Raw genomic sequence first — 22,020 nt, forward strand, 5'->3', positions numbered from 1 at the left:
CGAGCTGATGACATCATCAGCTCGTTTTTTTAGTTAACGGTCGATCAATTGCGCCGTAACGAGCGCTTTGGCAACGAGTTGCGTGCCTTGCGTCATCTCGACGTCGACTTTCCCGAACTTCCGGCCAAGGTCGAACACATTGGCCGAGACTCGGATTTGGCTCTCGATTTGAATCGGTTTCATGAAATAGACCGTGATATTCTCGACGACGAGGTCGCCTTTTTTCATATGACGCAGACTCCGGGTCGCCCCTTCGACAAGTAACGTCGTCAAGACACCTGACGACGCCGTCCCCATGTGGCTCGTCATTTGCGGCGCGACCTCGACGGTGAACGCGGTCCCGTTCGAGTTCGGATCTTCTTTCAATTGGTTCGTGATCATATTGTCGAACGTCTCGCCGACTTGCGGTTGGCGGTTGGCGAGTTGGAGCGCCTTCAAGACGTCTTGGCGGCTGATGATTCCGAGCAGACGGCCGTAGTTGTCGACAACCGGCAACATCTCGATACCTTCCCATACCATTTGATGGGCGGCATTGGTGACGCTTGTCTGAACGCCGACCGTGATTGGGCTCTTCGTCATCACTTTCTCGATTTCGGTGTCATGCGGGCGGTCAATCAAGTCTTTCGCCGTGATGACCCCGACGACTTTCATCTGTTCGTCGATGACGGGATAGCGATTATGTTTCGTCCGTTCATTGAGCTCGTGCCAACGTTTGACCGTATCGTCCACTTTTAAATAGAACGTGTCGTGGAGCGGAATGACGATATCCGATACGAGTAGAATCTCTTTTTTGATTAAACGGTCATAGATGGCACGGTTGATCATCGTCGCGACGGTGAAACTATCATAGGAAGTCGAGATGACCGGCATGTGGTATTTATCCGCCATCCGCTTCACTTCGTCGGTCGTATCGAATCCACCTGTGATCAAGACGGCACCGCCAGACTGGAGCACGAGCTCATGCGCCTTTTCCCGGTTTCCGATGATGACGAGCGAGTCGACATCGATGTAACGCATCATCGCTTCGAGCTTCATCGCCCCGATGACGAACTTCGAGAGCGTCTTATGCAGCCCGTCACGGCCGCCGAGCACTTGTCCGTCCACGATATTGACGACTTCAGCGAACGTCAGTTTTTCGATATTCTCTTTGTGCTTACGCTTGATCCGGATCGTCCCGACCCGTTCGATCGTCGACACAAATCCTAAGTTCTCTGCTTCTTTGATGGCCCGATACGCCGTTCCTTCTGATACCGCCAACTCTTTTGCGATTTGGCGGACCGAAATTTTGGACCCGACATCGAGCGACTCGATATGTGCTATGATCTGTTCATGTTTTGTTGTCATGTCACGAGTCCCTTTCCTCAATACATTTTCTGTCATCCTCAGTATACTGTATCAGTCGTTCTTCTTCAAACTGTACTACTGAAATGGTGACATTTCCTTTCCGTTTTGGAAAACGTTATAATGAGAAAGAACGCCAATGAACGAGAAGGAAGGGAAACGAGTTGAATCAACGAACCAACCATATTGCACAATCTTTGGCCACGAAAGGGTTAGACGCCGCTTTCGTCACATCGAAAGCATCGGTCTTCTACTTTTCAGGAGTATACGCCGAGGCTCATGAGCGGCTCATCGCCATTCTTGTCTTGAAGAACGGCACGACCGCGATCGTCTGTCCAGCACTTGAAAAAGGAATCGTCGAAGCGAGCGAGTGGAACGGCGATATCGTCACGTACATGGATCATGAAAACCCATGGGACAAAGTCGTCAAACTGTTCCTCGACCAACAGATCATCCCCGAGCGAATCGGAGTAGAAGGCGAGCATTTGACGTACAATCGCGCCGAGCAACTCCGCGCCGGTTTCGCGGGACTGTCAATCATCGACTTGACGGAAGAGTTGCAGGCACTTCGCATGATCAAGTCACCGGACGAGGTCCGCTTGATGAAGCGCGCCGCCGAACTCGCCGATATGGGAATCGAGGCAGGGATTCGCGCATTGCGTGAAGGCGTGACCGAGCTCGAGGTCATCGCGGAAATCGAGTATGCGATGAAGAAGCACGGCGTCCGGGAGATGTCGTTCGACACACTTGTGTTGTTCGGTGAGAATAGCGCCGACCCGCACGGTGTACCCGGCAACAATCGCTTGAAGAAAGGCGATTTCGCTTTGTTCGACCTCGGTGTCATTTGGCAAGGATACGCCTCTGACATCACTCGCACCGTCGTCTATGGAGAAGCGAGCACGAAACAACGAGAGATTTACGAGACCGTCCTCAAGGCCGAAGAAGCTGCGATCGAGATGGCGAACGTCGGGACGACGCTCGGCTCGATCGATATCGCGGCCCGTCAAGTCATCACGACGGCCGGCTACGGGGAATACTTCACGCATCGTGTCGGACACGGTATCGGCATCGAAGTACACGAATTCCCGTCAATGGCCGCCAATAACGACATGACGGCCCAAGTCGGGATGACGTTCACCGTCGAACCGGGGATTTATCTCCCTGGCGTCGGCGGCGTCCGCATCGAGGACGACATCGTCATGACCGAGAGTGGCCCGATTCTATTGACGAGTTATCCGAAAACGCTCCAAGAAATCGATTGAGTCACAAAGAAAGACCAGCCGCGCGCGGCTGGTCTTTTTCACGGTCAATAAAAGAGTCGGAACATGACGTCTCGTTGTGGCACGTCACGGCGTTCCATCGTCTCAAGGAACGAGCGTTTGTCATACGGCACGGCTTGTGGGTGAATCGAGAAGCCGGCCTCACCCCACTCGAGGATGCCGTAACGGGCCAAGTCGTCACGGGCGACACCGAGCGCTCCCGGATTGAAGTAATGTTTCAAGTCATCCCGAAACATGTGCTCCGGATGATGATGCCCGAAGCAGATGACATCCGCCTCATACGCCGCGTAAAGCGACTGCATGTTCGAAAGTGTCGCCTCGACGATGTCGTGGAACGGTTCCTCGGTGATCGGCGTCTCCCGTTTCTCGGTCGGGATATGGTAATGGATGCCGTATACGCGAGTCCCTTCGACAACACGTTCAATCGTGCGCGGCAGCTTGAAGAGCGCCTCCACATAGGCAGGTTTCAACGTACGCGCCACCCACTCATGATGCGGGCGCGTGTGTGCGTAGCTTTCGGGATGCCCTGTCCCAGCCATGAGCGACAACACGGCCTCGTCATGGTTGCCCGTAATCATGTGCACGCCGCGGTCGAGCAGTCGCGCCATCACTTCGTTCGAATCGGGTCCCATCGCAATCATGTCCCCTAAACTCCAGATTTGATCGATCCGTTGCCGGTCCAGTTCGGCAAGCACCGCATCGAGCGCTTGGACGTTGCCATGGATATCGGTCAATATGGCCAACTTCATGCAGACCCCTCCTTATTTCCGGTATTGATGGACGACGTTGACACCGCCGGTCACATCAATGACAGCACCCGTGACCATGTCAGAATCGTGAGCGAGCAAGAACAGAATCATTCGCGCGATATCTTCACCTGTCCCGTGACGGCCGACCGGTGTCTGGTCATCCGGTTCGGCCGCTTCGATTCGCATCTCTTTTTGTGCCCCGACAATATTGCCTGGATTGATCATATTGGCCGTGATGCCGTAGGCCGCCTCTTCAAGCGCGACCGATTTCGTCAAACTGACAAGTCCCGTTTTCGCTGCCGCGAACGCCGACCGGTGAATCCAGCCTGGTGCCGTCGCACTTTCCGGGAAGCCGTACGTGATGATGCGGCCGAACTGTTTCGACCGCATGCTCGGGATGGCTCGGCGCATCAACCAAAACGAGGCTGACAAGTTACCCGTGATCACCTCGTCCCATTCCTCGTCAGACAAGTCGACGAGACATTTCCGTTCAAAGATATATGGCCCGGCATTCAAGATGAGCGCATCCGGTTCTCCGAACTTGGCCACCGCCTCTTCATAGGCACTCAAGACGGCCTGGCGGTCCGTCAACGGCGTCTCGATCATATGTAACCGCTCGTGGTTCCAATCGATCGGCTTCCGTTGCAATACGCTGACGTGCCAACCTTCTTCTAACAGTCGTTCCGTCACAATGCGGCCGATCCCTTTCGCACCGGCCGTGATGACTACGTGTTTCATCGTCATCCCTCCTCTGTATCATCTTACCCGTTCCGTCTGCTCATTTCCAAACTTCAACCTGTTCAGTGAGAAAGTTGTGAATCTTTCACACATTTCTGAAAGAACCGGGCGTGAATTTAGGCAGAAGTGGTATACTATACATGTAAGCCGCACGTACATTTCAAGCGAAAGGTTGGGATTTACATGGCAATTGTCTACAAACATATTCTATCTGCCGTCGACGGCTCGAAAGAGGCGGAACGCGCATTTGAAACAGCAATCGACGTCGCCCTTCGAAACGATGGCAAGCTGTATATCGGTCACGTCATCGATACACGGACGTTCGCCACGGTCGAAGCATATGACCGGACGATTACCGAGCGTGCTGAAACGTATGCGAAGGAATTGCTCGAGGACTACGTCAATCGCGCGAAAGAACGTGGTGTCAAAGAAGTCGAGACGGTCATCGAGTACGGCTCTCCGAAAGTGACGATCGCTAAAAAAATCGCACCGAATCACGACATTGACCTCATCATCTGTGGAGCGACCGGCTTGAACGCCGTCGAACGCTTCTTCATCGGTAGCGTCTCTGAAAGCATCGTTCGCTATTCGAAGTGTGACGTTCTCATCGTCCGCCAATAACATGATTCACAAAAGGGCCATCGCAAATGCGATGGCCCTTTCGTATGCCTGATTATAATACTTTGACAGTTACTGTCTTACGACCGAAGTTGAGGGCCGCACTTTGTGAGTACATCAAGATGTCGATTTTGTTGCCTTTGATGGCGCCGCCTGTATCGGCCGCTGTGTATGTGCCCATCAACTTCCCGCCGACGTACACTTGTACTTTCTTACCGAGCGGGATGACGCGCGGATCGACAGCGACGACGTTGCGTTTTTGGGCCCGGACGTTCCAGCCTAATGCCGTCACACCTGAACACCCTTTGCAATACGGTGTGTAAGCCGATGCGTTCATCGTATATGTTTTCACACTAGCCTTCGCGACCGTCTTTTTCACGGTGCGTAAGTATTTAGTAGCGATCCAACCTGCTTTGCCTTTGTAGTTGACGCGAATCCAAGCCCCTTTTGAGCCGGTACGCTGTAATTGTTGTCCTTTGTTGATTTTGCCGATGACTTTTCCGTTGAGTGAACCTGCCGAGCGGACGTTCAATCCGTTGACTTGGCTTTGAACGTAAACTTTTGAAGATGCCTCAACTTGTTGTTGTTGTGGTAAGAGCATAGCGAGTGTCATGACCGTCAGTAGTAAGACCGTTCCAATTTTTTTGAGCATGTGGTTTGTCCTCTCCTAGTCGGTTTGTGAGTTGTAAGTTCATGGTGTCGAATCTGTGGTGCCGTATTCACTGTCACATTTCGCGTTTATTGCTGAATGTTTCGTCCAGATAACTATATGACGAAACATGACGACGTGCGTTTACAACTAAAATTCATTTAAGTGTCATCAAAGTTACGGTTAGATTACAAAACCGCCATCCTTTAAAGAAAGATGACGGTTTTAATAATAATCTTTAGTTTTTGTCATATTAATTCCCATTTAAAGGAATTAATATATCTGAACTATTACGAAAACCTGCTTTTCTTACGTCGAATGTTACAAACGAGATGGATTCATTCGGTCCATTGTCACAATCCCTTCCCTTTTCATGCGTCAAAAGCACTAAAAAAGTCCGTCTCGCAAGGTTGCGGGACGGACTTTGTAATAACTTAAACGTGTGACTCAAAGAGGTTGGCGATGCGTACGGTATCGCGTGCGATGACCAACTCTTCGTTCGTTGGGATGATGATGACTTTGACTGGTGAGTGCGGGTAGTTGATGAACAACTCTTTACCGCGTGCTCCGTTGTTGAGTGATGGATCCCAGTAGACGCCCATGAACTCAAGGCCACGAAGGATGCGCTCACGGATGACGTCAGAGTTTTCTCCGACACCAGCTGTGAAGATGATCGCATCGACACCGTTCATCTCTGCCGCATATTGACCGATATAACCGTGGATGCGGTTCGAGAAGATTTTGAGCGAGACTTCGGCACGGTGGTTGCCTTCAGCAGCAGCTTGCTCGATGTCACGCAAGTCACTCGAGATACCCGAGAGACCGTAGACGCCTGACTCTTTGTTCATGACGTTCAATACATCTTCAGCCGACTTGCCTGTCTTTTGCATCAAGAACGGGATGAGAGCCGGGTCAAGTGATCCTGAACGTGTGCCCATCGTGATTCCTTCGAGTGGCGTGAAGCCCATCGTCGTGTCAATCGAACGACCGCCGGCAACCGCTGCGATTGATGCACCGCTACCGAGGTGGCACGAGATTAAACGAAGGTCTTCAAGCGGACGACCGAGAAGCTCTGCCGCACGTTGCGTGACGTACTTGTGGCTCGTTCCGTGGAAACCGTACTTCCGGACGCCGTGCTCCGTGTAGTACTCGTACGGAAGGCTGTACAAGAAGTTCTCTTCCGGCATCGACTGGTGGAACGCCGTGTCGAAGACCGCGACTTGCGGTACGTTCGGTAAAATCGTTTGGAACGCACGAATCCCCGTTAAGTTTGGCGGGATGTGGAGCGGTCCGAGTTCGACGAACGATTCGATGTTCTTCATGACTTCATCGTCGATGACGACCGAATCCGCGTACAACTCTTTTCCGTGAAGCACACGGTGACCGACGCCTGCGATTTCATCGAACGATCGGATGATATCAAGGTCGATCAATTTTTCGAGCGAGAGCTCGACCGCTTCTTTATGTGAATGAAGCGGCGTGACGATATGGAACTTTTGTCCTTCGCCATATTTAATCGTGAAGATCGCATCTTCTTTTCCGACACGCTCGACGAGCCCGACGGCGAGTATTTTCTCAGATGGCATCTCGAGAAGCTGGAACTTTAATGACGAACTACCTGCGTTGACTGCCATAATTTTTGTCATGTCATACACCTCTTACCTTTCGATTTAAACACGAGTCTTTATCTGTTCTCTTAAAAACCGATAACTGTATCATAATGAAGATACTTGATATGGCATATGTTTTTCAAGTCTTTTGCCCAATAAAAATTATGTTGTTTTAAACCAATCGTCAATCTGTTTCACAATATTGGCAACCGCACGTACGTCCGTGAACGACGGCAATTCGACGAGGAGCGCTTGTTTCGGGCGTTTGACGCCTTCCCCGAGCTTTTGTAACATCAATAGGCTCTTCGCATATCGCTCATCTTTGAACATCGTCGTCGGGAGTTGCAGAACTCCTTTGACGACGGCCTCACGGTCCATCCACTGTTTTAATTTCCCTTCGTCATCCTGTTCAAACAAATTGTTCGGGATGACGAAGATGCCATGCGCGCCCGGTTTCAGGTGGCGCATCGCTTGTTCGATCAACAAGAAGTGGGAATAGGAATGGCCTTCCTCACGTTTTAAGGCGTAGCCTGACGCCACCTCATCGTTCGGATAGTAGCCGATCGGCAAATCGACGAGCGCTAAATCGCTCGGCTCGACGAACAACGGTGCAAGCGCGTCCTGGTGGAAATACGACACCGGTTTCCCGAGTAAGTTACTGATCGCGTAAGACAGACGTAGCATCGTCTCATCGACTTCGACGGCTTGTGCGGTGGCGTCTTTCAATTGTGTCAACACGGCATGCACGAGTGTCCCCGTCCCGCTTCCAAGTTCGAGCACGCTCGCCCCGTCTTTGACGAGCTTCGTTGCCAAGTACCCGATGAACAGGCTGACAGCGTCCGGTGTCGGTTGGTGGTTCGGCGGGAGTGTCGTCGTCTCCTCGAGCACGAGCAGACTGACGGCTTTGCGGACATCATCCGTCTTCTCTTGTTCGACATCGACCCGTTCAAATACTTCAATCAACGCCTCGAGCGGTAACAAATCAAGGTCGGTCGTCAGCTTCTTCGCCTCTTTCTTCCAATCCCGATACAATTGTTCAAATCGTTCCATCTTCGATCATCCTTTCCATACAAAACCGGCCCTCTGATGGAGAGCCGGTCGGTTCACTTCTATTAGTGTAAGCGATTCGTGGTCATTTCGCCAAGCGAATCAGTTCGCTTTATCAAACGCCTCGAGCGCCGCATCGAAATCGACCTCGTCTGTCATCTCATCCATGTACTGGACGTATTGGACCGTACCTTCTGAGTCGATGACGAACACCGAGCGTGCGAGGAGACGGAGCTCTTCCATCAACACGCCGTAAGATTTCGCGAACGATTGGTCGCGGTGGTCCGATAACATGATGACGTTATCGAGTCCCGAGGCCGCACACCAGCGACGTTGTGCGAACGGCAAGTCGTTCGACACAGTCAAGACTGTCCCTCCAAGCGTTGCCGCTTTCTCGTTGAACGCACGCGTTTGTGCATCACAGACGCCTGTATCAATCGACGGGACGACACTAATCAATTTTTTCCCTGGGTATGACGCGAGCGTCACCTCTTCAAGTGCCGTCGTGAGCGCTGTAAAGTCCGGTGCAGCATCTCCGACTTTGACCGGATTCCCTTGCAGTGTAACGGTATTGCCTTTAAATGTTGGCATCGTTTCATCCCCTTTGGTTTGATTTATACTTCTTCATCATATCGATGGTGCCGTCTCGATGACAAACTTCCTGCCTCAGACGGTCTGATTGTGATTTTCCCTATATCGAGCGTCTAAAACGCTGTATAATGAAAGAGACTCAATTGACAAAGGGGATGACATGGATGAGAAACAACGTTTATTTGTACCATCGTAACGTCAACGACTTTACTAAAGAGGTAAAGAAACTAATCGAGATCGGTGAGAAGCATGGCTTCAACGTCGTGAATCGTCCGGAAGACGCCAACATCATCGTCGCCATCGGGGGAGATGGCGCGTTCTTACAGGCCGTCCGTTATACAGGCTTCCGTCAAGACGCCATCTACGTCGGGTTCGGACGCGGATTGAATGAGTTTTATTGCGACTTCGACATACATAAGCTCGACGAAGTCGATCGTTTATTCTCAGATAACTCTGCTCGGATCGAAGCCGGGCTCGAGGTACGGAAATATCCGCTCTTATCGGCTTCAATCAATGAATCAACACCGATGCTTTGTTTGAACGAAGCTTCGATCAAATCGAGTATCATCAAATCACTCGCCATTGAGGTATACATCGACGATCTTCACTTCGAGACGTTCCGCGGCGACGGGATGGTCGTCTCGACGCCGACCGGCTCGACGGCTTATAATAAATCACTCGACGGCGCGATCGTCGACCCGCTCATCCCATGCATGCAAGTGAGCGAAATCGCTTCGGTGAACAATAACCGTTACCGTACACTCGGTTCCTCGTTCATCGTCCATGATTCACGCAAACTGTCGCTTCGCATCGTCGAAGACGGGAACGACTATCCGATCATCGGGATGGATAACGAGGCGCTCAGCCTCAAATATACCGACCGAATCGATATCGAGCTCTCTGACCAAGTCGTCAAAACGGTCAAGTTGAAAAACAACTCGTTCTGGCACAAAGTACAACGCTCATTCTTCTAAACGACAAATGGCTAGCCGTCCATTTTACTTAGACGGCTAGCCTTTTTATTATGCGTTGACGACGTCGGCCTCATACACCGGCGACCCTTCGACGACCGTCATGACGAGTCGGTTGTCGAGGATGTCGCGCCCGCGAAGTTCGAAGAAGTCTTCTTCCCACACCGTGAACGTGGCGTTATAACTTTGAATCAACAAGCCGTCACGTCCGTGCGTGCCTGTGGCGACACGCGGGGCATACGTGAAGCTACGGAGCGCTTCATACATCGACAGGCGTTCCGTCGGATTGAGCGCGCCCGACTCCTCGAACGATTGACGGGTGACGGCACCATACAGGCCTTTTCGCACATCGACCGAAGAAATCGGGGCGTCACTGCCCCCGAGGACGAGCGCTCCCGTGTCGAGCATCGATTTGAAGCGGTAGGCGTTATCGACCCGGTCGTTTCCGAGCCGGTCGAACAACAAGTTCATGTCGTCCGACAAGAAGATCGGCTGCGCATCAATCAATACCGGCAGCGCCTGGATCCGTTTCAACAATGCATCGTTCAAGAGCGAGGCATGGATGATTCGGTCCCGCGTCCCGCGCTTGGCCGGATACTTCTCGAGCAATGTGATGAACTGTTCGGCGGCGGCATCCCCGATGACGTGAGCTGCCACGTTCATACCATACGACCGCGCCTTTTTGACGAGCGCCTCGAGATGGTCTGGACGATGGACCTCGATTCCGCGCTGACCCGGTTCGTCCGTATACGGTTCCGATAAGAGTGCCGTCCGTCCCCCGAACGACCCGTCGACGAACAGTTTCATCGCCCCGAAATCGAAACGTGGTCGTTTCGCGAGCGCATCGTGACGGATTAATTGATCGACGACTTGTTCATGGACGAGCAGATGGGCGTGGAACGGGAGATCTGCTAACACGTCCTCATACGCTTGAATCGTCTCGAGCGGGTCGCCATGATAGAACAGGTCTTCCGTATGGGCGCCGACAATCCCGTGGGCGAAAAGCGAGTCGATGGCCCGGTGGAGTGAGGCGACATTTTTCTTGCGATTCCCCCCCAGTTCTTTATGGAGCAAATCGAGCGCCGCATCGTATAGCACCCCGTTCAGTTTTCCTTCCGCGTCGCGTCCGAGCTTTCCGCCTTCGATGACGGTATGGTGAATCAAGCCAAGTCGTTCCAATCCTTTCGAGTTGACGACGGCGACGTGGCGACAGACCCGCTTCAAGACGACGGGCCGGTCTGGAATGACGGCATCAATCATCTCACGCGTCGGCATCGCTCCGAGCAGACGGTCATTGAACCCTTCCGCGACGAGCCAATCGTCACTTCTGTCACTGCCGTCCTTTTGTTTCATCGACTCGAGCAGAGCTTGCAAATCCGTCGTCTCGGTCGCATCGATGCGGTCGAGCGCTTCCCCGTATCCGATCAAATGGATGTGTGAGTCGGTGAACGCCGGATAAACGCTCTTCCCTTCAAGGTTCACAATCTGTTTGATCCTTCCGGCGTATGTACGACGAAGGTGGCCTTCCTCACCTAGCTTCAGAATGCGACCGTGCTCGACATACATGGCGCGAGCCTGTTCATGCTCTTTATTCATCGTATAGATCTTTCCGTTTACCCATAGCGTTCCCATCACAAAATTCCTCCTCGATTCAAAAAAGATTGACGTCTACGTTAATTCCCGTTTACGTCAATCTTCATGCATCATTATTTTCGTAATAGCTCTTGTTGCTCCAAACCTTTTTCGACACGCTGACGAATCTCGCGGGCCGCGCCTTCATCGAAGCGCCCGAGGACGCGTTCACCGATTTCGACGGCCGTGCCGTACTCTCCGTGTAAAAACTTGTTCTCGGCGAGCGTCAAGGCGATATGGACCTCGTTGTCACGCCGGCGATAGCGGTTCGCATATTGCAGCAGCTGCTCGGCGTACGTGACTTGGCGTAAGAGCGCTTTGACCCGGTCGCGGAAGTTGTCCATCGTCTCTTCGACGTCGTGGCTGAGTCCGACGATATACGTCATATTGAACGGCGCCTTCTCGAACTGTTCGTCCAACGATTGAACGCCTTTTTGCAATTGGCGCATATCGCTCGTCAAATCCGTCGGGACGACCGGCATGGCGCTCTTCGTAAGGAGTCGGCGATGGGCCGACAATTCTTTCTTCCAAGACTCGAGCTTGTTACGAACCTCGAGCTCTTCTTTACGGAGCGAGTTCGTATTTTCGATGAAGCGTTCATGCATGGCACTAAACTGGTCGAGCGACCGTTTTGCTTCTTGCACTTTCGACTTGATCATGCTGAACGGGATCATCTGGGCGACGAGCGCCTGTTCGATATCGAGCACGTTCGCCGTGAGCGTCGCCCGCTCACGTTCAAGCTGTTCAAATTCTTCACCGACTCGAGCGTTGATCTCATAGTTGCTGACGAGTCGAGTCATCTCTTGATGGAGTCGCGCCATGACTTCGCTCGTCTGGCGGTCACGGTCTTTCACACTCGCGAATTCTTTCTTCACGTATTGGCGCGCGTCGACTTCGGTCCGGAACGCTTCGAACAACTGGTCGATGTCCGAACTGAGCTGTTGCATGTCCATCTCGAAATGATCGAAGTCGAGCTGTTCGATGCGGTCCATAAGAGCCGATCGGCGATCTTCCGCCTGCTCGATTTCTTCCATTAAACCGAGCGGTTCGAGCGCGTAGCCGTCCATTTGCATCTCTTTATGCCCCGAACGCAACTGGTTGAGCTGTTGTTTCAAGTCAACCTGCACCGTGCGGACGAACTGAGGGATGACACTGACGAGTTCACGAATCTTCGTCACTTTCTCAGACAAGACTTGGCCGGCGACATACGCCTCCGATACTTGGCCTTCTTGCTTCAACGTGATCATCTCGGTCCGTTTTGCTTCCGCTGCCGCAATCTCAGATTCGACGAGTTCATACGTCGGGCCGAACGCACTGTTTTGCGCGACGAGTGTCTTCCGGAATTGGTACAGCTCTTTCTCGTCTTTTTTGACGATATCGAGGAGCGACGAATGATGCTGATTAAACTCATCCATCTCGTCGAGCATGGCGTGTACCATCGACTCGAGCTCTTGAATCAACTGTTCCGTCGCATTCAAATCCGACTTGACTTTGAGAAAGCGATATTTGTCCAAATCTTCTTCGGCATGATAGAGCGCCTCATCGATTTGCCCGGTATGTACACTGACGAGTTCGTCCCATGACTGATGCCAACGCTCGAACTTTTCTTTCGTCTCGCCCTCCATCGGCCACTGTTTGAACTTCTGCAGTTCGGCCGGGACGCTGGCGCTGAGCACGCTTTGTTTGCGCATGTCTAAATCATCAATTTTCTGGTAAAAATTCCTTCGCACGAGCATGCTTCCCAGCATCGCCCCTAATGCGATGACAATGATTCCAATTAAAATTCCATAGATTCCGTAATCCATCTCTGTCACAACCTCCAAGCCGCTTTCGTGGACTTATGTATCTGAATGAATAAATGAAGTATTTTATGGTATAGATAATACTAATCATATTATAGAACCAATGATTTGCATAGGTTTTCCAACGGTTTAGGGAGAGAATGTTATTTTTCACATGAATCTTTTAAGAAGACAAAATAAAAAAATGCGTGTACCATAATGCTAATCAATCTTGCTTTCATTCATTAGGAGGGAATCCCATGTTCCAAACGACTACTTACTCTGGCGACTTGGCCGCCGGTTACGACCTACTAAACAAACAACTCACCGCGCTACTTGAAGGCGAGACGAACCGTGTCGCGAACCTTTCAAACGCGAGCGCGTTGCTCAACCAATTCCTCGACCGGATCAACTGGGTCGGCTTCTATTTAACAGAAGGCGAAGACGCCCTCATCCTCGGACCGTTCCAAGGTCTGCCGGCTTGTGTCCATATCGCGTTCGGTAAAGGAGTTTGCGGCACTGCGGCCTCGACGCAAGAGACGCAACTCATTGCAGACGTTCATCAATTCCCTGGCCATATCGCTTGTGATGCGGCTTCGAACTCAGAAATCGTCGTCCCGCTCGTTCGCGACGGCAAGACGATCGGTGTCCTCGATATCGACAGCCCCGAGTTCGACCGCTTCTCAGATGTCGACCGCCAAGGGCTCGAGCAATTTTGCCAGACATTACTTCGCTTCATCTGATTGACAAGCGAATCGTTTCGTCGTATACTGATTTTTGTGCATGAAATGACGATAGCAGTCATTGACAGACGTATCCACCTTTCGGGCCTCGACTGAGTCGGAGGAGCATCTCGTAGCTTCGCTATCAAGTGAAGGTGCTTGAACCTATGAAAGGGGCGTCACCCGTCTTTGACACCGTTGTTCTTTTGTGCAAAATACATGAACAACAAGGAGGAGTCCAAACATGGCTCGTTACACAGGTCCAGCTTGGAAACTCTCGCGTCGCTTAGGCATCTCGCTTAGCGAAACGGGTAAAGAATTAGCAAAACGTCCTTACGCACCAGGTCAACACGGAAATGGTCGTCGTAAAATCTCTGAATACGGTCTTCAGCTTCAAGCGAAGCAAGCACTCCGTCACATGTACGGAATCAACGAGAAGCAATTCCGTCGCATCTTCAACGATGCTGGGAAAATGCAAGGTATCCACGGCGAGAACTTCATGTTCTTGCTCGAGTCACGCCTTGACAACCTCGTTTACCGTATGGGTCTCGCTCGCACACGTCGCGGAGCGCGCCAACTCGTCAACCACGGTCACATCCAAGTTGACGGTTCACGTGTAGACATCGCGTCTTACCGTGTAAAACCAGGTCAAGTCATTTCAGTTCGCGAGAAGTCTAAAAACTTCAAAGCGATTGCTGAAGCTCTCGAAGTAGCACCAGCTACAAAAGACTACGTCACATTCGATGCTGAGAAGCTCGAAGGTACATTCGTACGTCTTCCTGAGCGCGCTGAATTGAACGACCAAATCAAAGAGCAACTCATCGTTGAGTACTACTCACGTTAATGCTTTTATCCCCTTCCCTGCCTCGGCAGGAAAGGGGATTTTTTTATTTCTTTAAAATCTGTTCACGAATCCGGCCCATCTGGGTATCGAGCGCATCCGCCATCTTCGCCGCTTCAATCAACTCGAGTTTCGACGCCTCCGGGACGACGTCCTGGTATTTATAATGAAGCTTATGCTCCGTCGCCGCCCAAAAGTCCATGGCGAGCGTGCGAATTTGAATCTCGGCTGGCACCCAGATGACGCGTTCCGCCAAATACACTTTCGTTCGGACGATGAGATGCAAGCTCCGATAGCCGCTCGGTTTCGGATGTTGGATGTAATCCTTAATCTCATCAATTTCTAAATCGTCCCGTTTTTTCAAATGATCGAGGATGGCGTAGATGTCATCACGAAAACTCGTGACGATCCGCACTCCGGCGACGTCAGATATATTGTCCCACAGCGCTTCCACTTCTAGGGGAAGCCCTTTTTGATTCATCTTCCGAATGATGGACGGCAACGTCTTCATCCTCGTCTTCACGTGTTCAATCGGCGAATAGCCGAGCCGCGTCTGCCAATCGAGGTCGATGATGCCGAGATCGCTCTCGAGTTCAGTGATTGCCATCTCGTAGTACCGGAATCGCTCCCGCCATTGATGGAACTGCTCGCCAAAAAATTCTTCGATGTCCATAACAAAGCCTCCTTGTCGTCTATACTTGCTATCGTAGCAGACCGAATCGATGTTGAGTCAGAAAAAAACGTCCATGTTCGCAACATTGGCGGACATGGACGCATGCATCAGACGTGACGGATCACGAAGTATTTTTTCTTACCGCGACGGATGATGGTGAACTCACCTAGCGTATCGGCGCGTGTCACCATTTTATCGAGCGACTGTTCCCGCTCCCCGTTCAAGTAAATCGCCCCGTTTTGAACGTCTTCACGGGCTTGACGTTTCGATGGTGCAATCTTCGCTTCGACGAGAATGTCGACAAGGTTGCGCTCGCCTTCGAGCTCGAACTGTGGCATGCCCTTGAATGCGGCATCCATGTCTTCTGGTTTGAGCGTTTTCAAGTCGCCACTAAAGAAGGCAGTCGTGATACGTTGCGCTTGATCAAGACCCGCTTCTCCATGGACGAGCTTCGTCATCTCTTCGGCGAGGCGACGTTGGGCGGCACGCTTCTCAGGTGCAGCGGCCACTTCTGCTTCGAGCGCCAAGATGTCTTCGTGCGACATGAACGTGAAGTATTTGATGAACTTGATGACGTCAGCGTCGTCGACGTTAATCCAGAACTGGTAAAACTCGTACGGTGTCGTCTTGTCGGCATCGAGCCAGACTGCACCACCCGCCGTCTTCCCGAACTTTTGACCGTCCGACTTCGTCACGAGTGGTACCGTCAACCCGAACGCCTTCTCCGAGTGACCGAAGCGGCGGATGAGTTCGAGACCGGCCGTGATGTTGCCCCACTGGTCGCTGCCCCCGACTTGAAGGCGGCAGCTCTCGTTTTCGTACAACTTCAAGAAGTCGAACGATTGTAACAGCATGTATGAGAATTCCGTGTACGAGATCCCATTCTCCAAACGCGAGTCGACCGAGTCTTTGGCGAGCATGTAACTGATTGGGAAGTGTTTGCCGATGTCGCGCAAGAAGTCGATGATCGACAACTCTCCCGTCCACTCGTAGTTGTTGCGGATTGAGATCGGGTTGTCCCCTTCGAGCGGGAGGAAGCGGCTCAATTGGTTTTTGATTCGATCCGAGAATTGTTTGACCGTGTCGAGCGTGTTGAGCGAACGCTCGTCCGAACGTCCTGACGGGTCACCGATCATGCCGGTCGCTCCACCGACGAGCGCGATGACATGGTGCCCCGCCTCTTGGAAACGTTTGAGTGTTAAAATCGGCAGCAAGTGCCCGATGTGGAGCGAGTCCGCCGTCGGGTCGAACCCGGTGTAAAGCGTCGTCGGTTTGTTCAGCTGTTCTTTCAATCCTGCTTCGTCCGTCATTTGGTTGACGAGACCTCGAAATTCTAAATCCTTCAATAATTCCATCTGTTCCACTCCTTCAATTGACATAAAAAAACGTCCCTTCTCATATGAGAAGGGACGGAGATTCCGCGGTACCACCCTAATTGCCACAGCTGTGGCCACTTGTAGCGAGAGATAACGGTCTCGACCCGGCCGAACGGCACGCTCCAAAAGTGTAATTCATCGGCTGACATTGGCTAGTTCACAGCACCCACTAGCTTTCTGGACAAGCGGTCAGTCGACTACTTCGCTTTCTTCATAGCATCTTTGTTTATGGACTATGCTTTACATTTTATAAGTTCCATTTCCAAATTGTCAACCGAGAATATGGAAACTTGCATCCGGTAGTCGATTCGGGGTAAGGTCAGGAAGGACTTGTGCTATAATCGTATATATTACTGTCAAAAATAGTTTTACACCATATTAAGGAGGCTGTCATGCTGCAAAAGATTCGAGACACATGGAACCAACCAAAGTCCTTGAAAGCCCGCCGTTATGCCAATGTATTTTACGATGTATCGTGGAACGTACTGCTCCTAACGATTATATCGGTCGTTCTCATTGGATTTTTAGGCGCCGGGATCGGAGCGGGTTATTTCGCTTCCCTCGTCAAGGATATGCCGGCACCCGCATATAAGACGATGACGTCGCAAATCAACACGTACTCATCGACTTCTGACATTTATTTTGGAAGCGGTGAACGCATCGGAAACTATACGACGGATGAAGTCCGCGTTCCCGTCGCCGTCGAGAAAGTCTCTCCGTTCGTCGTCGACGCGTTACTCGCCACAGAGGACGTCGAGTTTTACGAACACGATGGTGTCGTGCCGAAAGCGACGCTCCGTGCCATCTTACAGGAAGCGACCGGATCGGAAGACCGGACCGGCGGTTCTACGCTCACCCAACAGCTCATCAAAAACCAAATGCTGACGAACGAAGTGTCGTTCGAACGAAAAGCGAAAGAAATTTTACTCGCCCTTCGCCTCGAGAAAGCAATGAACAAAGATGAGATCTTGAACGCGTACTTGAACGTCGTCTCATTCGGACGAAACTCGATGGGACGCAACATCTCAGGGATTGAAGCAGCCGCTCGAGGTGTCTTCAATACATCGGCTGAGAAGTTGACGTTGCCACAAGCCGCTTTCCTCGCCGGGATCCCGAAAAACCCGTTCCTGTATACACCGTATTATCAAGGTGGTGTCATTAAAGAGGACGTGTCACCGGCCATCAATCGGATGAAAACAGTACTCAACCGGATGTACGTTGCTGGGAAAATCACAAAAGAAGACTATGACGCTGCATACAACTATGACATCACAAAAGACTTCATGAAGACGCAATCGAAGCCGCGTGACCGTTATCCGTATGTTATCGACTTAGCTGAACGAGAAGCGCTCGCGATTGTGACCGCACACCTTCTCAAGATAGATGGAATTAATTTGAACGACCTCGAACCGAGTGAACGAAAAGAAATCCGTTCTAGTTATGGAAACCGCGCTCACAACGCACTCCGACAAGGCGGATATAAAATTCATTTGACGCTCGATAAAGAAGTTCATGAAGCTATGCAACAACCAGCCAAAAACGCAAATAACTTTGGCCCAAATCAAAATGTGGATGGGAAAAGCTATCCAGAACAAACAGCCGGCGTCATGCTTGAAAACAAGACCGGTCGCGTCCTAGGATTCGTCGGTGGTCGTTACATTAACGGTAAAACTGAAGAGTACAACCATGCCACACAGATGAAACGCCAAATTGGATCGACAGCAAAACCGATTCTTGTCTATGCAAGTGCAATCGAGGCTGGGATGATTACACCGGCGACAACGATTATTGACGAAGAGTATTTCTACAAGTTTGATTATAGTAACCGAAAAGATCCGGTCAACAATGAAGGAAAAACGTATCGCGGCCCCGTCACTGTCCGAGATGCACTCAAACTATCGTTGAACGTTCCCGCCGTCAAAATCTACGAGGAGCGAAATCAGATGTTTGAAGATACACAACATCTTGTAGACATGGGGATCGAAGTGTCGGAAGCGAACCGTAAGGCCTCGTCGATGGCGCTAGGTGTAGGCGAGGTCAGTCCAGTTAACTTGGCTTCAACTTACGCGATGCTAGCCAATTATGGTGAACACGTAAACCCATATTTCGTAGACAAAATTGACTTCCAGGGAGAAACTATCTTCGAAGCGCAACCAGAGAAAAAACGCATCTATTCCGACCGTACCGCTTACCTTGTTGTCGACATGTTGCGTGACGTCTATACGTCCGGAACAGCGACGTACGCGAAGTCACTTTTGAACGCCCCAGGTGATTGGATGGGTAAAACCGGGACAACTCAAAAGAAACGTGATTCTTATATCGTCGGCTCAACACCAGACGTCACACTAGCCGTCTGGTCTGGTTACGATAATCAAACTCTCGAGATGACAGACAAGTATCCGTACGGTCCTTATTACCAACGGACACAACGCATCTGGTCGCAGATTGCGAACCGAGTGTACGCTGACAAGCCAGAAACATTTACAAATGCACGCTTCAACCAACCTGCTAGCGTTTCTGCGGCTGACTTCAAAGATTCTGGCTCATTCTCTGAGAAGAAGAAAGTCGAAGAGAAGAAGAAGGAAGAGGAAGCCAAGAAGAAAGCCGAAGAAGAGGCGAAGAAGAAAGAAGAAGCTGAAGAGAAGAAACAAGAGGCTGAAGAAAAACAAGAAGCTGACGCTGCTGCGAAAGAAAAGGCAGATGCTGAGGCTAAAGCGAAAGCTGAAGCGGAAGCGAAGAAAAAAGCTGAAGCCGACAAGAAGAAAGCTGAAGAAGAAGCTAAAAAGAAAGCCGAGGCTGAGAAAAAGGCTGAGGAAGATAAGAAGAAAGAAGACTCCGAAGCTGCAGACGGCGCCTAAACCGACAAGAAAGGTCGACACATCGCGTGTCGACCTTTTGTCGTTCAATCTTCCATTGTCGATAAGTCACCTGTCTCAAGGTTCAATTCCCAAGCTTTCAAGACGCGGCGCATGATCTTCCCGCTTCGTGTTTTCGGCAGCTTGTCTTTGAATTCAATCTCACGCGGGGCCGCATGGGCCGCGAGCCCTTCTTTGACGAACTTTTGAATCTCCGTCTTCAGCTCGTCTGACGGCTCATAGCCTTTACGGAGCGCGATGAACGCCTTGATAATCTCTCCACGGACCGGATCTGGTTTCCCGATGACACCGGCCTCGGCAACTGCCGGGTGCTCGACGAGACGACTCTCGACTTCGAACGGACCGACCCGTTCGCCTGCCGTCATGATGACGTCATCGACGCGGCCTTGGAACCAGAAGTAACCATCCTCGTCCATATAGGCGGAGTCGCCTGAGACGTACCAATCGCCCCAGAAATAGCTCTCATACTTGGCGTCGTTCTTCCAAATCTTCCGCATCATCGACGGCCATGGCGTCTTGAGGGCCAAGTTGCCCATCCGATGTGGCGGGAGCGGTTGACCGCGGTCGTCTAAGATGGCCGCTTCACAACCCGGGATGGCTTTCCCCATCGAACCCGGTTTGATATCCATCGTCGGATAGTTACAAATCATCATCGCACCCGTCTCTGTCATCCACCACGTATCATGAATCCGTAACCCAAACGATTCGTTCCCCCAACGAATGACTTCCGGGTTGAGCGGTTCACCGACCGAGAGGATATGGCGGAGAGACGATAGATCATATTTCTCGAACGCTTCTTCGCCGGCACCCATGAGCATCCGGAACGCCGTCGGCGCGCTGTACCAGACGGTGACCCCGAACCGTTCGATGACCGAATACCAGAACTCCGGATTGAATCGTCCCCCGACGATCACATTCGTCGCCCCGTTCAAGAACGGTGCGAAAATCCCGTAGCTCGTGCCCGTCACCCAGCCTGGGTCGGCCGTGCACCAGTAAATATCATCCGGTTGTAAGTCGAGCACCCATTTCCCGGTCATCAAGTGCTGCACCATGGCGTTATGGACATGCAGGACGCCTTTCGGCTTCCCGGTCGACCCTGACGTATAATGCAAGATCATGCCGTGCTCACGGTCAACCCATGTGATGTCGAGGTCAGTCGAAGCTTCAGCCGCCAATTTGCGATAGTCGATGATTTTTCCGGCTTCTTCTACCCCGTCGCCGACGATCAAAATCGTCTCCAAGTGTGGGAGCTGATCGACCGGGATGCGCGGCAAGAGCGCCTCGGTCGTCACGATGACTTTCGCTTCCGAGTCGAGCAGACGGTCGTGAACGGCTTGTTCCATGAACGCCTCGAACAACGGACCGACGATGGCGCCCAATTTAAGTGTGCCGAGCAAAATAAAATAAAGTTCTGGACTCCGCGGCATGAAGATGAAGACGCGGTCGCCTTTCTCCACTCCAACCGATTTCAGAACGTTTCCGGACCGATTGCTCTCTCGTTTCATATCTTCATACGTATAGCGCTCTTCTCGTTCCCCATCGAAATAGAGCAATGCCAGTTTTGTGGCCAGTTCACCTTCGGCGTGACGGTCGATCGCTTCGTACGCCATGTTGATATTCCCCGTCAAATTCCAAGAAAATAGTGCTTCTGCTTGAGTCCACTCGAACGACTGACAAGCCTCTTCATACGACGCCAATTGATGTTCCCCTGATAACGCTTTCAATTTTTCCATCGCTAAAGATTCGCCTCCCCTGTAATGAATGGTATAACCACTTTCAGTATAGTGTTAATATTGTGACAAATCAATGAATTTCCAAAATCTCCAAAAGAGCGTGAAAGAAGTAGAATGAAAGCGCTATAATAGAAGGTGGAAAAGGTGGTGACTCCATGGAAAAACAATATCATTCAAAGGTGTGGGAAACCTCACTCGGAGCCGTAATCATCGATGGACCCATCGAAAGCGATGTACTGGCGACGTATCGCCTCGATGAGGGATTGACCGCATTTCGTGAACCAGAGGACCAACATAAGGCCCTCGTTGAAATCGCTGACTTGAAAGAAGGACGCATTATCGTGGCCCGCGTCGACGATCTCGTCATCGGCTACGTGACGTATTTATATCCAGACCCGTATGAGCGTTGGAGCGAAGGGAACGACCCTTACATTCTCGAGCTCGGCGCCATCGAAGTGAGTCCGCGCTTCCGCGGTCAACGGATCGGCAAACAGCTGCTCGAAGTGTCGATGATGGATCCACATATGGACGACTTCCTGATTTTGACGACGGAATATTATTGGCACTGGGATCTAAAAGGAAGCGGACTCACCATTTGGGACTATCGGAAAGTGATGGAGAAGATGATGAACCACGGCGGGCTCGTCTTCTTCCCGACTGACGACCCGGAGATCGCCTCGCACCCGGCCAACTGTCTGATGGCACGGATCGGCAAGAACGTCCGTCAAGAGACGATTGACCACTTCGATTCACTCCGGCTGCGACGCCGGTTCATGTATGACTGAGGAGGGA

19 protein-coding genes and 1 other annotated feature are annotated in these 22,020 nt (G+C 51.5%); of the genes, 7 read left to right on the forward strand and 12 right to left on the reverse strand.

Features of this window, described 5'->3' with window-relative positions:
• Nucleotides 1-33: 33 nt before the first annotated feature.
• Nucleotides 34-1,344 carry a DRTGG domain-containing protein gene (locus KNP64_RS05690; protein ID WP_034778238.1) on the reverse strand — a complete coding sequence of 437 codons (1,311 nt, stop codon included), beginning with the start codon at nucleotides 1,342-1,344 and terminating at the stop codon, nucleotides 34-36.
• Between the two features lie 161 nt (nucleotides 1,345-1,505).
• On the opposite strand from KNP64_RS05690, the gene KNP64_RS05695 reads away from it, so the two are divergent.
• A complete protein-coding gene (locus KNP64_RS05695; RefSeq protein ID WP_214791836.1) occupies nucleotides 1,506-2,603 on the forward strand; it encodes a M24 family metallopeptidase in 1,098 nt (365 codons plus the stop codon).
• Between the two features lie 44 nt (nucleotides 2,604-2,647).
• On the opposite strand, the gene KNP64_RS05700 is transcribed toward KNP64_RS05695, so the two are convergent.
• Together KNP64_RS05700 and KNP64_RS05705 are read right to left on the reverse strand one after the other, a co-directional pair.
• Nucleotides 2,648-3,370: a metallophosphoesterase family protein gene (locus KNP64_RS05700; protein ID WP_214791834.1), complete on the reverse strand. Its 723-nt coding sequence runs from the start codon at nucleotides 3,368-3,370 to the stop codon at nucleotides 2,648-2,650.
• Between the two features lie 12 nt (nucleotides 3,371-3,382).
• A complete protein-coding gene (locus KNP64_RS05705) occupies nucleotides 3,383-4,108 on the reverse strand; it encodes an SDR family oxidoreductase (protein ID WP_138859187.1) in 726 nt (241 codons plus the stop codon).
• A gap of 183 nt (nucleotides 4,109-4,291) precedes the next feature.
• On the opposite strand from KNP64_RS05705, the gene KNP64_RS05710 reads away from it, so the two are divergent.
• A complete protein-coding gene (locus KNP64_RS05710) occupies nucleotides 4,292-4,729 on the forward strand; it encodes a universal stress protein (RefSeq protein ID WP_021065608.1) in 438 nt (145 codons plus the stop codon).
• A 52-nt stretch (nucleotides 4,730-4,781) separates the two neighbouring features.
• Here KNP64_RS05710 and KNP64_RS05715 read toward each other — a convergent pair whose 3' ends face one another.
• From KNP64_RS05715 to tpx, 4 genes are all read right to left on the reverse strand, one after another.
• Nucleotides 4,782-5,378 carry a 3D domain-containing protein gene (locus KNP64_RS05715; protein ID WP_034778247.1) on the reverse strand — a complete coding sequence of 199 codons (597 nt, stop codon included), beginning with the start codon at nucleotides 5,376-5,378 and terminating at the stop codon, nucleotides 4,782-4,784.
• A gap of 431 nt (nucleotides 5,379-5,809) precedes the next feature.
• The gene (locus tag KNP64_RS05720; protein ID WP_214763255.1) at nucleotides 5,810-7,021 is read right to left on the reverse strand and encodes an acetate kinase; all 1,212 of its coding nucleotides are present in this window, start codon (nucleotides 7,019-7,021) and stop codon (nucleotides 5,810-5,812) included.
• Between the two features lie 126 nt (nucleotides 7,022-7,147).
• Entirely contained in the window at nucleotides 7,148-8,035 is an 888-nt protein-coding gene (locus tag KNP64_RS05725) for a class I SAM-dependent methyltransferase (RefSeq protein ID WP_034778248.1), read from the reverse strand.
• A gap of 99 nt (nucleotides 8,036-8,134) precedes the next feature.
• Nucleotides 8,135-8,623, reverse strand: coding sequence for a thiol peroxidase (gene tpx / locus KNP64_RS05730; protein WP_131471299.1), 489 nt, complete (start codon nucleotides 8,621-8,623; stop codon nucleotides 8,135-8,137).
• 155 nt (nucleotides 8,624-8,778) lie between these two features.
• On the opposite strand from tpx, the gene KNP64_RS05735 reads away from it, so the two are divergent.
• Nucleotides 8,779-9,597, forward strand: coding sequence for an NAD kinase (locus KNP64_RS05735; RefSeq protein WP_034778250.1), 819 nt, complete (start codon nucleotides 8,779-8,781; stop codon nucleotides 9,595-9,597).
• A gap of 48 nt (nucleotides 9,598-9,645) precedes the next feature.
• Here the strand turns inward: KNP64_RS05735 and KNP64_RS05740 are convergent, their stop codons facing one another.
• Together KNP64_RS05740 and ezrA are read right to left on the reverse strand one after the other, a co-directional pair.
• Nucleotides 9,646-11,226, reverse strand: coding sequence for an amidohydrolase (locus tag KNP64_RS05740; RefSeq protein ID WP_214791832.1), 1,581 nt, complete (start codon nucleotides 11,224-11,226; stop codon nucleotides 9,646-9,648).
• Nucleotides 11,227-11,300: 74 nt separating this feature from the next.
• Nucleotides 11,301-13,031: a septation ring formation regulator EzrA gene (ezrA, locus tag KNP64_RS05745; protein ID WP_214706414.1), complete on the reverse strand. Its 1,731-nt coding sequence runs from the start codon at nucleotides 13,029-13,031 to the stop codon at nucleotides 11,301-11,303.
• A 236-nt stretch (nucleotides 13,032-13,267) separates the two neighbouring features.
• Here ezrA and KNP64_RS05750 point away from each other — a divergent pair, with 236 nt between their 5' ends.
• Nucleotides 13,268-13,750 carry a GAF domain-containing protein gene (locus KNP64_RS05750; protein ID WP_214791830.1) on the forward strand — a complete coding sequence of 161 codons (483 nt, stop codon included), beginning with the start codon at nucleotides 13,268-13,270 and terminating at the stop codon, nucleotides 13,748-13,750.
• A 223-nt stretch (nucleotides 13,751-13,973) separates the two neighbouring features.
• Nucleotides 13,974-14,573 (forward strand): 30S ribosomal protein S4, encoded by a 600-nt coding sequence (gene rpsD / locus KNP64_RS05755; protein ID WP_029595169.1) that lies wholly within the window; start codon nucleotides 13,974-13,976, stop codon nucleotides 14,571-14,573.
• Between the two features lie 43 nt (nucleotides 14,574-14,616).
• Here rpsD and KNP64_RS05760 read toward each other — a convergent pair whose 3' ends face one another.
• Nucleotides 14,617-15,243 (reverse strand): GTP pyrophosphokinase, encoded by a 627-nt coding sequence (locus KNP64_RS05760; protein WP_214717543.1) that lies wholly within the window; start codon nucleotides 15,241-15,243, stop codon nucleotides 14,617-14,619.
• 107 nt (nucleotides 15,244-15,350) lie between these two features.
• Nucleotides 15,351-16,598: a tyrosine--tRNA ligase gene (tyrS, locus tag KNP64_RS05765; protein ID WP_214791829.1), complete on the reverse strand. Its 1,248-nt coding sequence runs from the start codon at nucleotides 16,596-16,598 to the stop codon at nucleotides 15,351-15,353.
• Nucleotides 16,599-16,645: 47 nt separating this feature from the next.
• Nucleotides 16,646-16,843, reverse strand: a binding site (T-box leader).
• Nucleotides 16,844-17,011: 168 nt separating this feature from the next.
• Here tyrS and KNP64_RS05770 point away from each other — a divergent pair.
• Nucleotides 17,012-19,477, forward strand: coding sequence for a transglycosylase domain-containing protein (locus KNP64_RS05770; protein ID WP_214791826.1), 2,466 nt, complete (start codon nucleotides 17,012-17,014; stop codon nucleotides 19,475-19,477).
• Nucleotides 19,478-19,521: 44 nt separating this feature from the next.
• Here the strand turns inward: KNP64_RS05770 and acsA are convergent, their stop codons facing one another.
• Nucleotides 19,522-21,228, reverse strand: coding sequence for an acetate--CoA ligase (gene acsA / locus KNP64_RS05775; protein WP_214763261.1), 1,707 nt, complete (start codon nucleotides 21,226-21,228; stop codon nucleotides 19,522-19,524).
• A gap of 155 nt (nucleotides 21,229-21,383) precedes the next feature.
• Here acsA and KNP64_RS05780 point away from each other — a divergent pair, with 155 nt between their 5' ends.
• Nucleotides 21,384-22,013, forward strand: coding sequence for a GNAT family N-acetyltransferase (locus tag KNP64_RS05780; protein WP_214763262.1), 630 nt, complete (start codon nucleotides 21,384-21,386; stop codon nucleotides 22,011-22,013).
• Nucleotides 22,014-22,020: the final 7 nt, after the last annotated feature.

It is taken from the genome of Exiguobacterium sp. s64, from assembly GCF_018618035.1.
Lineage (GTDB): Bacteria > Bacillota > Bacilli > Exiguobacteriales > Exiguobacteriaceae > Exiguobacterium > Exiguobacterium mexicanum_A.